This is a genomic window from Bradyrhizobium sp. Crot121 (genome assembly GCF_059512385.1).
This window is the reverse complement of the sequence record NZ_JCAMOR010000127.1, coordinates 1-12637: the sequence shown is the minus strand read 5'-3', so window position 1 is coordinate 12637 and position 12637 is coordinate 1. Positions and strand designations below refer to the sequence as shown.

The 12637-nt window shown below is 60.4% G+C and carries 14 protein-coding genes and 2 pseudogenes; 12 read left to right on the top strand and 4 right to left on the bottom strand.

Annotation, left to right across the window (positions count from 1 at the left end; all coding sequences use genetic code 11):
- Positions 1-343: 343 nt before the first annotated feature.
- On the bottom strand, positions 344-802 hold the full coding sequence (locus AC5ZGW_RS43385; protein WP_130228981.1) for a cupin domain-containing protein: 459 nt from the start codon (positions 800-802) through the stop codon (positions 344-346).
- 598 nt (positions 803-1400) lie between these two features.
- Between AC5ZGW_RS43385 and AC5ZGW_RS43380 the strand changes: the two genes are divergently transcribed.
- Positions 1401-2909, top strand: a complete 1509-nt coding sequence (locus AC5ZGW_RS43380; protein ID WP_130228980.1) for an amidohydrolase family protein — start codon at positions 1401-1403, stop codon at positions 2907-2909.
- A gap of 224 nt (positions 2910-3133) precedes the next feature.
- Here AC5ZGW_RS43380 and AC5ZGW_RS43375 read toward each other — a convergent pair whose 3' ends face one another.
- Positions 3134-3640, bottom strand: coding sequence for a GlcG/HbpS family heme-binding protein (locus tag AC5ZGW_RS43375; RefSeq protein ID WP_130228979.1), 507 nt, complete (start codon positions 3638-3640; stop codon positions 3134-3136).
- A gap of 386 nt (positions 3641-4026) precedes the next feature.
- Here AC5ZGW_RS43375 and AC5ZGW_RS43370 point away from each other — a divergent pair.
- Positions 4027-4481, top strand: a pseudogene (locus tag AC5ZGW_RS43370) (chromosome partitioning protein ParB); the annotation flags it as partial.
- Positions 4482-4791: 310 nt separating this feature from the next.
- Here AC5ZGW_RS43370 and AC5ZGW_RS43365 read toward each other — a convergent pair.
- Positions 4792-4920, bottom strand: coding sequence for a hypothetical protein (locus AC5ZGW_RS43365; protein WP_282526666.1), 129 nt, complete (start codon positions 4918-4920; stop codon positions 4792-4794).
- 259 nt (positions 4921-5179) lie between these two features.
- Between AC5ZGW_RS43365 and AC5ZGW_RS43360 the strand changes: the two genes are divergently transcribed.
- Both AC5ZGW_RS43360 and AC5ZGW_RS43355 read left to right on the top strand, forming a co-directional pair.
- On the top strand, positions 5180-5491 hold the full coding sequence (locus tag AC5ZGW_RS43360; protein WP_130228978.1) for a DUF736 domain-containing protein: 312 nt from the start codon (positions 5180-5182) through the stop codon (positions 5489-5491).
- 363 nt (positions 5492-5854) lie between these two features.
- Positions 5855-7052 (top strand): annotated as a pseudogene (locus tag AC5ZGW_RS43355) (DUF932 domain-containing protein).
- A gap of 152 nt (positions 7053-7204) precedes the next feature.
- Here AC5ZGW_RS43355 and AC5ZGW_RS43350 read toward each other — a convergent pair.
- Positions 7205-7486, bottom strand: a complete 282-nt coding sequence (locus AC5ZGW_RS43350) for a helix-turn-helix transcriptional regulator (RefSeq protein ID WP_130228977.1) — start codon at positions 7484-7486, stop codon at positions 7205-7207.
- Positions 7487-7651: 165 nt separating this feature from the next.
- On the opposite strand from AC5ZGW_RS43350, the gene AC5ZGW_RS43345 reads away from it, so the two are divergent.
- The 8 genes from AC5ZGW_RS43345 to AC5ZGW_RS43310 all read left to right on the top strand — a co-directional run bounded on the left by AC5ZGW_RS43345 (position 7652) and on the right by AC5ZGW_RS43310 (position 12338).
- Complete coding sequence (locus AC5ZGW_RS43345; protein ID WP_130228976.1) at positions 7652-7924, top strand: DUF2285 domain-containing protein; 273 nt, start codon at positions 7652-7654, stop codon at positions 7922-7924.
- Between the two features lie 165 nt (positions 7925-8089).
- Complete coding sequence (locus tag AC5ZGW_RS43340) at positions 8090-8284, top strand: transcriptional regulator domain-containing protein (RefSeq protein WP_130228975.1); 195 nt, start codon at positions 8090-8092, stop codon at positions 8282-8284.
- Between the two features lie 73 nt (positions 8285-8357).
- On the top strand, positions 8358-8861 hold the full coding sequence (locus AC5ZGW_RS43335) for a DUF2285 domain-containing protein (protein WP_245474987.1): 504 nt from the start codon (positions 8358-8360) through the stop codon (positions 8859-8861).
- 134 nt (positions 8862-8995) lie between these two features.
- Positions 8996-9277: a helix-turn-helix transcriptional regulator gene (locus tag AC5ZGW_RS43330; RefSeq protein ID WP_130228973.1), complete on the top strand. Its 282-nt coding sequence runs from the start codon at positions 8996-8998 to the stop codon at positions 9275-9277.
- Positions 9278-9297: 20 nt separating this feature from the next.
- Positions 9298-10179 carry a replication initiator protein A gene (locus tag AC5ZGW_RS43325; protein WP_130228972.1) on the top strand — a complete coding sequence of 294 codons (882 nt, stop codon included), beginning with the start codon at positions 9298-9300 and terminating at the stop codon, positions 10177-10179.
- 289 nt (positions 10180-10468) lie between these two features.
- Complete coding sequence (locus tag AC5ZGW_RS43320; RefSeq protein WP_130228971.1) at positions 10469-10933, top strand: DUF2840 domain-containing protein; 465 nt, start codon at positions 10469-10471, stop codon at positions 10931-10933.
- The gene (locus AC5ZGW_RS43315; RefSeq protein WP_130228970.1) at positions 10930-11442 is read left to right on the top strand and encodes a S26 family signal peptidase; all 513 of its coding nucleotides are present in this window, start codon (positions 10930-10932) and stop codon (positions 11440-11442) included. The genes AC5ZGW_RS43320 and AC5ZGW_RS43315 overlap by 4 nt, the downstream gene beginning before the upstream one ends.
- A 206-nt stretch (positions 11443-11648) precedes the next feature.
- A complete protein-coding gene (locus AC5ZGW_RS43310) occupies positions 11649-12338 on the top strand; it encodes a lytic transglycosylase domain-containing protein (RefSeq protein ID WP_349645116.1) in 690 nt (229 codons plus the stop codon).
- Positions 12339-12637: the final 299 nt, after the last annotated feature.

Here is a 12637-nt window from a genome sequence, read left to right as displayed (position 1 = left end):
AGGTGGAGAAGACTAGCTAACGTGATCTGATTGTGCCGGTCTTCGATTGCTCCCGCTCCAAACGATTGCAGATACCCCGCGGGGCGGAAGCATAGCGCCGTTGTCGAACAGCAGCCACTCCATGACCGATTTGGATCAATCGCGTCGTTTTCGGCCCGTTCGAGGGATGTCTGGTTAGCTTTTAACAGCGGCGGAATAGCAGACATCCACCAACCGCTGCTTGGGGCCAATAGCGACTTAGAGCGGCGTCCGGCCTACCCGGTGAGTTGACGTGCGATCTTCAATCCGGGTTTCGGCCATGGGCAAGACCGGACATAACCGCCGTCGCTTCTTCGTGCAGCCGTTATTGTTTGCGCGGATCGTCAGCAGGATTGATGTAATCGATGCCACCTGGGCCAATGAACTGAACCTGAAGTATTCCTTCCTCGCTTCCGGTCCACGCGAAATGCGGGTGTTTCGCAGGGTACACCCATAACGAGCCAGGTTTTAGGAGATCACCCTTCTTTTCGAATTTCTCACCATGACTGCTGCCGATTGCCCCGCTTAAGACGGTGACAACTTCAGAATAGGGGTGAGTGTGCGGAGGCATTTGGAAATTCGCTGGAAACTTGATGCGCAAGACGACAACTTCGCCTTTCTTGCTGGGATCGCCGACCAAGGTGGCAATCTGAACGCCTTTTGGAAAGGCTGGATTATCCTTCCATACGAGCGCCTCGGGCATCAGCCGCGCCTCAGTATCTTGCGCGATTACCGGAACAGACAGCATAATCAAGCTGGTCGCGGTCAGAAGCAATTTTTCCATGAGAATCTCCCAAGCTCCATGCAGCAAGAGAACTCAAGTCGCAATGCGGCGAGCGTGAGTTTGAGATAGAAGCTGCGCGCCGCGTACAGTCGCAAGGCTATACTACCTGCAGGCGAACAATAAAGGCAGAGATATTGACTTACAGCCTGGCAAACGGGTTGATGCCCGCTTCGGATCAAAAACGCGAAGAACTCAACCGAAGAAATCTAGTCCGCTGTGCCTCGCCAAGCGGACCTCGGTGACGTAGTTCACCACTTCGCCGATGGGCCATGAGCTGACGAGCTTACACCTCGGCCGTGAAAACGATCAGATGAGAGAATGATGCGGTGTTGGGACAGCGTGACTGTCAGATTACATGGCCTTGCGCCGATCGAGGTTTGAGCATTCAATTCAACGACCATACGCCGCCACCGCAACCAGCTTTTCGAGCATATCTGCGCTTCCGCAGGGTAAAGCGACCCGCTTGAGCGTGGCGCGTGTGTGGTGACTTCATAGAGAGGCGCAACGAGTCGGTCCGCCTAACTGGGGAGTGACCAAACACGCAGCCTCATGCGCCCACCGCGCAGCACCGTCGATACCAACAAACGGGAGAAGAACAATGAGCACCTGGCTTAGTGAGCGAGAACAGCGTCTCGTCGCGGGCGCGGAGACGGCATCGGCGGCAATGCCGATTCCGACCCAGATTGTTTCCAACGGCGAGTATCTCCCACCTCCACAGAGCGCTACGCAAAAGAAGGTCGAGGCACGGATCAACGAACTTGCCGACGTGAACGGCAAGCACCTCGCCTTAAGCCGCAGGCAGTTCCTGCATACGAGCTGCGGCATGGCGGCAGCGTTCCTCGCCATGAACGACATTTACGGCAATGTCTTCCAGGTCACGCCCGCCGAGGCCCGCGAACCCGAGCTGATGCTGGCGCGTGCGCAAACCCTCGCCGGCCAGTTCATCTTCGATGTCCAGACCCATTTCGTGCGCGATGACTTCGATCACAAGGAGCTTTTGGGGCTGGCGGACTTCGCGAGCCAGCACTGGAACCCCAAGATGAAAGATGAGGGCGTCTCCTCGCTCGCCCGCTACAAGTTCCAGAACTATGTAAAAGAAATCTACTACGACAGTGATACGAATATGGCGCTTCTCAGCGGTGCGCCGTTCGACGATCCGAGTTGGTGGCTTCTGTCCAACGAGCAGATCGTCAAGGCGCGCGAATTCATCAACGACTTCGCCGGCTCACGCCGCCTGCTGGCGCACAGCGTCATCACCCCCAAGCAGCCCGGCTGGATGGAGGAGGTCGACAAGGCAATCGAGGTCTACAAGCCGGATTCCTGGAAGGCCTACACGATCGGCGATCCGCTCGCGCCCTCCAAATTCCCATACCGACTCGACGACGAGCAGGTGATGTATCCATTCTACGACAAAGCCGTGAAGGCCGGCATCAACACGCTATGCATCCATAAGGGGCTGCTGCCGCCCGATTACGAAAAGTCGTTCGCCGGCGTATGGGAATACGCAACCGCGTCGGACATCGGAAAGGCTGCCAAGGATTGGCCGCAGATGAACTTCGTGATCTATCACTCGGCGCTGCGGGCGTTCCTCGAACTGCCGGACAAGGCGTGGGCCGAGTTCGAGCAGACTGGCCGCATCCAATGGGCCTCGGATCTCGCGGAAATCCCGCAGAAGTTCGGCGTCACCAATGTCTACGCCGAACTCGGCACGTCTTTTGCCAATTCGGCTGTAGCGCATCCGAAGTTCTGCGCCGCATTGGTCGGCACGCTGATCAAGGGGATGGGGATTGACCACGTGATGTGGGGCACCGATTCGGTCTGGTACGGCTCACCGCAGTGGCAGATCGAGGCGCTGCGTAGGCTCGAAATCCCGGAGGATATGCAGAAGAAGTACGGCTTTGCGGCGCTTGGCGATGCCAACAGCGCTACTAAGCAGCTAATCTTCGCGGGCAACGCCACCAGGTTCTACAAGATCAAGCTGAAGGCGGCTGGGAACATCAGGATGCCGACCTTTTCCGAGGACCGCCTCGCAGCGCTCAAAAACGAGTACACACAAGCTGCGAAGCAGCCCTCGAACCTGCGCTACGGTTATGTTCGCGCCACTTAGGTGAACGGCGCGCCTACCGCCAATCCGACTTCGACTTTGGGTCCAATAGCGCCATTTGGCTGATCGGTCGGTCACTTCCGCGCTACCCCGATAAAGCGGACCATTTCGAAGCCAAGCCGACCTTCGCTCTTGGGCCAACAGCGGACGTCGCCAGTTGCATAAGCGACAAGGCGCACGCGTTGAGGCCGCGCGACAAGGCGACCTCGGTGATGCGAGCGCGGTTTTCACTTCGCGGCGTCGGCACCCGCCTTTGCGACTTGGCCATCCTGAACTGACGTCCCGCCAGAGACGCCGATCGCCCCGACAATCTTGCCATCCACATTAATGGGAATGCCGCCTTCTAGTGGAGATGCCCCACGGAGTGCCAATGAACGCAAACCCATGCCCCCCTGCGCCACGAGATCCTCGAACACCTTGCTAGGGCGCCTGTAGTTAATCGCGCTGTGCGCCTTGTCCTCGGCAGCCATAAGAGAGCCGTATTGCGTATTGTCGAGCTTGTGCAGCATCACCGTGTGGCCCGTGCTGTCGAGGATGACGATGGCCATCGCCCAGTTGTTCTTTTCGGCCTCCGTTTCCGCGGCAGCCATCACTTTCTTGGCTGCCTCGAGCCCCAGTGGCGCTCCATAAGGCGTTATCGGAGGTGGGGATGGCGCCTGTTGAGCGCTGGCTGTTGCGGTGAGTATCACTGCAGCCACGATGGAAGCGACTAGCGTCTTGTCCTGCGTCCTCATGTTGTTGTCCTCCCGATATTTGCTGGTCGGCTAAATAGGCAGTCCCTGCACTGGGACTATTTGCGACCGCAGGATTGCGCCAATCCGTACCAGAGTCCATTGGCCGGGGCGTGCCGCCTAGCTGCTTGCCAGCAATGTCCGAGAAGAGCCACAAGCGGATTTATGCACCGCAGCTAACATCGCGGTCGTTCGACAATGGCATCAGCGACTTTGCGGGCTGCGTGCGCTCATTCGGGAAACCCCGCACGGCGCAGACCTTCGGCGTATTTTGCCACGAAACCGGGCTTCTGATAGGGGCCCGAGATGGGAAACGCGGAATGCTGGATCAACAATTTGCAGGCGGGCAGATAGCCGATGCGGCCGTATCGCTGCGCCCGGCAAACAATTGGGCAAGGCAGATGCCCCGTGACGTCACTGACCTTTGGACTTTCGTGGCCGAACTCGACCACGATAGTCGCATGGACTTGTTTGCGCATTGCGCCGCATTCACCGTCAATGCGGTGAAACTGCCGCGGGAGCGGCGGCCGCGGGCGTTGGCAACGGCCGACCGGCTTGCGGAGGCCGTGTCTCTCGACATGACCGGCTTCTGGCGGCCAACGGTGCGCAGCTATCTTGGTCGCGTCACCAAGGCGCGCATTCTGGAGGCTGTTTGCGAAGGTGTCAGCGGCGAGGCCGCCGAGCGAATGGTGGATATGAAGGTCGACATGGCTGAAGCCGCCGAGCAATTGCTGGCTGCCACCGACTGGCTGCCTCGCTGCTGAGAACGGCCAGGCCGGAGGATCGGGCGGCTGTGCCAAGCGAGGCGCAAGGCGATGATGAATATTCGCAGGCCGCAGAATGAGGCTTAAGCCGGGCCGCGCGAGCGGCCCCGGTTCCAAAATTTCGGCCACGCGCCTGACCGGCGCGCGGCCGATTTTTTTTGCGCACAGCGGCGACCGCTGAATGGAAGCCCCGCCACGAGCGAGACCTCGATCACTCTGATCGACGCCGCCTGCGGCAGCCATGTGGACCGCTATGTGGTGCTCGCCTATCAACAGCAAGCGATGAGGCCGGACGCTTTGTCGTCTGCAGACTGGGGTATTGCAAGCGCTGCCTGGCGGATCGCTCTAGCAGCACCTTCATCCTGCCACGCGGGAATGCGACGAGGGGCGCTAGCGTTTGCCAGAATGCGTCTTTCTTGCCGTTGATGCGCTGATGTCAGCATGTGTACGATCGATCCAGTCCCGTCCTTGTGCTGCGTCGGTGTCGGCCGCCATGGTGGTCTCCGTCAGCTCGTTCATGGCGCGTCCAACGCAACCTCGAATGGGCTGATCAGGCCCGAGGGACGGCAAAAGCCTCGATCGCCTTCCCGCAATGGCTGCGCCTGCTTTTTTCCCCTGCCGCGAAATGGCGGCATTCCTCGCGGGAGACAAAAAAGCAGGCTATCGCCGTCTTCCGCTGGCGCTGCGGGCCTGAAGGCTGCGGGCCGATCGCTCCCCGGGCCAAGGATCGCCATCGAGGCTGCGATAGGCGCGGCCCGAGCAACAAACGGAGACCACCATGGCTACCATTGGCACCTTCACCACTTCGGACAACGGCTACGTCGGCTCGATCAAGACGCTGACGCTGAACATCAAGGCGAGGTTCGCCGCATCCGAGAAGGATAACGACAAGGCGCCCGACTACCGCATCTTCAACGGTGTGACCGAGTTCGGAGCGGCCTGGAAGAAAACCGCTCGCGACAGCGACCGCGAATACCTCTCGGTCAAGCTCGACGACCCGAGCTTCCCGGCCCCGATCTACGCCTCGCTGGTGAAGGTCGAAGGCGACGAGGGCTTCACCCTGATCTGGTCCCGCCGCAACGGCGACTGATCCCTCGGGATCATCGGCCCCGCTTCTCCGGAGGCGGGGCCTTTTGCGTTTCTTGCGCCGCTTTGGAAGGAAGCAGAAGCGCATTTTCCTTTGAAGAAATTGCTAAGGGCTCCGCCCTCGCGCGGGCAAGGGTGAAGCACGATTCCGTGCCGGCCGGAGCGGTATCCCCGGTCTTCCGCGCAAAGATATTCAATGACGACGATGTCGTCGGGCGCGTGCAGACGCGCGCTGTTGGCGCGCCCTTGTCAGGCGGGTGATCCCCCTCCGCTCCGGCCGCCCTTGCCCTTGCTACCCCAGGTCTCGCCGACGGGCAGGGTTGCAGCGCAGCGCTGCGCTTCAACCTCAGCCCATAGGAGAACGACCATGAACATGATGACCTTGTCTCAGAATGAACAGCCTGCTTCCGGCGGCTTCCGCGTGGATGTATCGCGCGGCCAGCGGATTGGCCGCGTGTCGTCCGAGTGGTTTGCGCGACCGGATGACGAGCGGTATCTGAACCTGCCGGAACTCTATGAATCGGTGCGAGGCCGGGCCGAGCGCGCGCAAGCGCGAACGGTGGAAAGCCGAACCATCCGGGTGGAGGCGAGCCGGGACAATGCCGAGCGGCTGGCCCTGACAGTGCCGGGACGCGAGGAGCCGGTAGCGCCGACCCATTGGAGCTTCGGCCAGTTGTGTACGCTGGTCGGTGCGCCGACATCCTATCTGCGGCAGCTTCCCGCAGCCCTATCCGCGATCAACCTGCAACACGGCTTGCTGTCGCATCGCGCCGAGCTCGTGAAGACTTTGGAGACCAACAGCGGACGCGTCGAGCTTCGTGCTGTTACCGGGCCGGATTACGGCCGTATCTGGGATCATGAACTAGTCGCAGCCGTCATGAAGATCGCGGGCAATGGCACCGGTGACACGCGGTGGAAAGTCCCCGGCGTGATGGACTGGTCAACCATGACCCACAATCCCTTTGTGGACGTGACCAAGGACACGACCACGCTCTATGCCAGTGACCGGGATGTGTTCCTGTTTCTGGTCGACGACACCAACCCGATCGAAGCGGGGCGTCTGGCGGATGGATCACCGGATTTGTATTTCCGGGGTTTCTATTGCTGGAACAGCGAAGTTGGTAGCAAGACGCTCGGAATTGCGAGCTTCTATCTTCGCGCCGTCTGCATGAACCGCAATCTCTGGGGCGTAGAGAATTTCGAGGAGATCACCATCAGGCATTCTAAATTCGCCGCGCAACGCTTTGCGCATGAAGCCGCTCCCGCATTGACGAGCTTTGCCAATTCCTCACCCGCGCCATTCATCGCCGGCATCAAGGCTGCAAGGGAACGGATCGTTGCCCGCACGGACGAGGACCGGGAGACCTTCCTCCGCAAAGGCGGGTTTTCCAAATCGGAGAGCGCGAAGATCGTCGAGACCGTTCTGGGTGAAGAAAATCGCAAGCCGGAAAGCATCTTTGATTTCGTGCAGGGCATCACCGCATTTGCTCGCGGAAAGGGCTCATCAGGACACACGCCTTGAGCTGGAGGGCAAAGCAAAGCGCTTGATGGAGCGTGCAGTCTAAAGACACAGGCCGCGTAACCGGAGGTCGGTTGCGCGGCCTTGCGTCCAGGTCTGGTGCACCGCCGCCGCTCCGGCAAGCCGGATCGACGGCGGTGACGCGTATCCGCGTCCGGCGCTCGCCGGGCCTTCGGCCCGGCTCGCAAGAGTCGAGGGTTACGATGACTTAGAATGACTTGCGACCCGATCATTTCCGCTTGGCGGCTTTGATCGGTCGCTTCGCGCCTCCTCGTCGGGGATCACCAGATCAACGTGACTGACACCTAACGTGCTGGCGAGCTCAAAAATGGTTACGACAGTCGGATTACGGCGGCCGCGCTCCAGGTCACTAATATACTGCTGGGTGAAGCCGGACATTTCGGCGAATTTCTCCTGCGTGAAGCGCTTCTGCTTCCGCAGTTTTGCGAAATTCCGGCCGACCAACTTGCGCATGTCCATCAGCGCAAGTTGCGTCTTTACATACTATGAGGTTTATCTCCTATAGTATGTAATTGCTGCCGCTCGCTCGCTGGTCGGTAACCCGGAATGGGGCTAAAATGAGAATGTTGGACAATCTCGACCGGTCTGAGAGGTTAGAATCATTCGCAGTTTGCTAGGATGCTCATGACGAAGCCCCAGCTAGATCCTGACGTCGCGGATGTTGCGCCGAACGAGGCGAATCTGACCGCCTATGACGAACAGCATGTGGTGACGTACATTCGCCTTATGCAGGCGGAGGGTCAGGGAGCGGACTGGCGGGAGGTCGCTCGAATCGTCTTGCACATCGATCCGGAGCGAGAGCCGGATCGTGCGCGGACCGCATATCAGAGTCATCTCTCGCGCGCCAAATGGGTGACTGAGCAGGGCCGTCTATTACGCGGCACCGGATCGAAATAGAAGAAAATCGCCGACTGGCGACCTGCAGGCAGAACGTTTTTCTTTGGCTAACCGGTGGTCATTCTGGTGCACCACGTGGTGCCAAACTAGGGACTTCCTACAACTCAATCGTTTATAATTATTGCGCCGCAATCCTTGTTAGCTGCATGCAATGGGGCGGAAGCAATGCCTGAGTTCGACTGGCGATCGCCGGATTCTTACAAGAGCCTACAAGACGCCGAAATCACCGACATCGCCTGGGAATGTCTTCGTCGTAACGCGGACTATCGCCGCGACTTTGAGGCGATGATTGCCAACAGTCCCGATGGCCAAGTGACACCAGAATTCAGGAGAAGGTGGGGCCTCTGCTTTCGCCCATGACCCGCGGAGGTCCTTCGACGAGCAGACGATCTTTTGGGCGCCTGAGGTTCTAGCGGCGGTCGTTCCGGTCAAGTTGGTCTCGGCCGCCGATCGCGGTTCAGCGTCTCAACCGCTGCTCGACCTCGCAACAGGTCAGGTGCGGCGCGCCGCCGACGGCTGGCACGCCGTGCTGCGCATCGGTGCGGTAGATCACCGTATCTGGTCCAAGGAGCCGCCGCAGCTCGGCGCGTCGTACACAGCCGAATTGCCGTTTGATGGCGATTTCGACGCGCGTGCGTATGCAGCCCGCCGGCTGTGGCGCGCGATGAATGGACGCGTGCCAGGTCCTGCCTTTCACCAATTATCTAAACAGCGGCGCGAACGTCTGAGCGCCGCGATCCGTGCGCTCGATGCTCACAGCACCGGCGGAAGTTATCGCGTTATCGCCGAAGCGCTGTTCGGCAAAAAGCGAATCCCCGATCGTGCCTGGAAGACGCATGATCTGCGCAATCGGACGGTCCGCCTGGTGCAAGGCGGCCTCGCGTTGATGCGCGGTGGTTACCGCAAACTTCTGCGGCCCGGGCGCAGGGACGAATAGCCCTTCCGCTTAGGGGGTATCGAAAATCGTCCCCTCAAACTTCGGCATCCCCCTCCGACATCGCGCTTCTCCATGATGACCGCACACGCGCCAGCACCGCCTTGCGTGGTGCGCTGTCCTCTTGGAGTCGTCAAATGCCCGATCCGATGGCCGGTCTTCCCCCGCGATTCCTGCGTACACCTGAGGCCGCGCGTTACTTTGGCCTGTCCGGTCGCACGTTGGAGAAGCACCGCACGTACGGCACGGGACCAATATATCGGAAGATTGGCGGACGGGTCGTTTACGCCGTTGATGATCTGAAAGCGTGGGCCGACCGCGGCGCCAAGACCTCGACCTCTGACCCCGGCAAGGGAACGGTGTTGCCGGCCAAGAAGCATCCCGCGCTGCGCCCGTATGCGGGCCAGGAACGTCGCTGATTGCCGCGTGAGCAGTGACCATGCGGCGCAAGCACCGTTCCGAGCGCGATCAGCTTGAGCTCTTCCGGGCGTTGCCCGGCGATCTCGCGCCCCGCGACGCGCAGGATCTGATGGCCTATCCGTTCTTCTCCCTTGCAAAGACGAAACGTGTGGTGCCGATCGATTTTCGTGCCGGTGCGATCGCAATTCGTGTCGAAGCCGTGCCGGAACACGGCATGGCGACCATCTGGGATGCAGACGTTCTGATCTGGGCCGCGTCCCAGATCGTCGAAGCGCGTGACGCAGGCTTGAAGACCTCGCGCCTGATGGCTGCAACGCCATACGAGATCTTGACGTTCGTCGGCCGTGGCACCAGCGCACGCGACTATGATCGGCTCAAGGCCGGCCTCGACAGGCTTCAGTCAACAACCGTGCTGACATCGATCCGTCAGCCAGCAGAACGACGGCGACACCGCTTCTCCTGGATCAACGAATGGAAAGAGACGGCCGATGCAAACGGTCGGCCGTTTGGGATCGAGCTGATCCTGCCGGATTGGTTCTATGCCGGCGTCATCGATGACGCGCTCGTGCTGACGATCGATCGCGCGTATTTCGAGCTCACGGGCGGGCTTGAGCGGTGGCTCTACCGCGTCGTGCGCAAGCACGGTGGACGCCAAGATGGCGGCTGGAGCTTCGACCTTGTGCACCTCCATGCCAAGTCCGGCATCATCTCGCCGCTTAAGCATTTTGCTTACGACGTCCGCCAGATCGTCCAGCGCCAGACATTGCCCGGCTATCAGCTCGTGCTCACGCGAGACCGGAACGGCAGCGAGCGATTGAATTTCGCACCTACGCCTGTTGATCCCTTAACGGCCCGCTTGCGCCGTCGCGGTCTCGTTCCAAATTCGGAGGACAACCTGTGAATCAGCTCGTGCCATCGAGGACCGCAACCCTCGTGCTATCGGGGACCCGATCCTCGTGCTATCGGGGACCGGAATCGGACTTAAGAGCTTGTTTCTCCGCGCTTTCCAGCCGCTCTAACTTTACTAACCAGAAATCCTTCGGATTTCTTCTAACGGAGCAGGCCAAAAGCCACGTTGGCGGCGCTCGGCAACGGCAGCCCGACAGTCCAGCCTGCCTTTCCAGGCCATACGCACTCTCCACCGAGTCCCAAGCTCACGGTTGCCAACTCCAGCGTCAGGGTGCCGCCGTATGAGCGATCTCACGGAAGTGGAAGTGTTGTGGATCGAAAAGCGCATAGAAAACCGCATTCGGTTCGGCCGCGTTGTCGAGGAACGCAAGATCGATCGCCACCGGCGTGTCCTGTCATTTGCGCCCGGCAGCATCTTTGCCTTCGTCCGTTGGACCTCCAACGACTTTGGGACAATCATTTCGCGCGTGGACATTTTGCGCGCGGTTGCGCCAGGACAGCGCTGCTCGACCGTGCCTTACGTGAAGCCCGGCGGAGAGATTTTGCTGCGGCTGTCAGGCTGGCCGAAGGTCGAGCGCGTGCTGCAAATAATCGATGCCGTTGAGGCGCTCGGCATCGATCCAGCTGATGTTGCGCTTGATCATTGGCATCACATTCATAACCGCCTGTCCGTCAACGAAAACCCGCGTCCGTATACGAGAGCGCGCCAACAGGCTTGGCTTCACCGTCAGAGGATAATGCGATGACCGGCCGCATGAAGACGCTGACTGCGACGTTTGGGGCGGCTGCTGCGCTCGTCGCGACACTCGCTCTGGAGCCGGTTCCGCTCTACATTTGGAATATTTCGGCGAGCGTGCCAATCGGCCTCTATAGCTTGCGACCGGTGGAGCGCTTCCATGACACCGAGCTGGTCGCCGTTCAGCCGCCGGAGCCGCTCGCGACCTTTCTCGACCTTAATGGCTATTTGCCCATTGGTGTCCCCATGCTGAAGCGCGTGCTCGCCCTTCCGGGGCAGAGTGTTTGCAGAACCGGCCTCACGATTTCGGTCGACGAGATTGCAATGGGCGAGGCGCGGGACCGCGACGGACGCGGCCGGCCGCTGCCGAAATGGCAGGGCTGCCGCGTCGTCGGCGACGGCGAGCTGTTCCTAATGAACTGGCAGTCCGACGACTCGCTGGATGGCCGATATTTTGGATTCTTGCCTGCGTCGGCAGTGATCGGGCGTGCGCTGCCTGTGTGGACGTGGGAGGAGTGATCGTGCGTGTTCCATGTTCTTACCCCGCCATTCCTCTGTTCGATCGATCGCGGGACCATTCCTCCGTCTCGACCAACGCTTCCAGGGCCGACGCGCGCCGCGGCAGTCCAGGGCGGCCGCATGGCCGGCGCGAAGCGGCTTTACCCTGGACGGGCGCGAGCACGACGGCATGCTTGGCTCGGTCGGGCGTGCGTGTTTGGGCTGTCGTGTGGCTGCTGCTTATTTTCGCTGCGTCGGAGAGTGCTGCTCTAGCCCAGAGTGAATCGGGGTTAGCTCAGGCGGTTGCTCAGGCAAGCAACCCGTTTGCAGCTTTCGTCGACGAAGCCTCGGAGCGCTTCGCAATTCCGATGAACTGGATCGGTTCGGTCATCAACGTCGAAAGCGCTGAAGACCGGCACGCCAAGTCGCCCAAAGGCGCAATGGGCCTGATGCAAATCATGCCGGCGACTTGGGCGGAACTTCGCGAGCGCTACAATCTCGGGAACGATCCCTACGAGCCGCACGACAACATTCTGGCCGGCACGGCGTACTTGCGCGAACTGCTCGACCGGTATGGCTCGCCTGGCGTGTTTGCCGCGTACAACGCGGGACCATCTCGCTATGAAGAGCATCTCGCAGGTGGCTCTTTGCCAGAGGAGACGCGAGCATACGTCGCAAAGCTTACAAATCTGCTTGCCATTGAACTGCCGCCAAGGTGGACGTCCAGCGGACAGTCATCAGCAGCTGCGACGCTATTCGTCACGCGGTCCGATCGAATGAAAACGCGCGATCGGTTGCTGGCGCTCATGCCGTCGAGCGGTGCCACGACCGTAATCTCGGCGCCCGATGTTTCGCCCATGGTCCCCCGGCCTAGTGGCGTGTTCGTTCCTCGATCAGATTCGGGATTATCGCAATGACCAAGTGTGCGGGTTCGCAAGCTGATGGCGTATGGGCGATGCCTTCGGCCCGCGCTCTACTCGTCGCTTCGCTCCTCACCGAGCCACCCTACGGTGTCTCGGCCCTTCGGGTAACGATCGCTATCGCAAGCGCTCGGAAGCAGTTGGGGCTTCGCGAGTTGGGTGCCAAGTCGCGGTGGCTCTTTCGGGAACCGGCGGCCGGGAGACCACGACACCACGACGGTATGCGTCCACCTGCTGCAGGTTAGTCAGGTCTTGACATGATTGTTCGATCTCCAGGCCCAGGGCAGCAGTTCGTC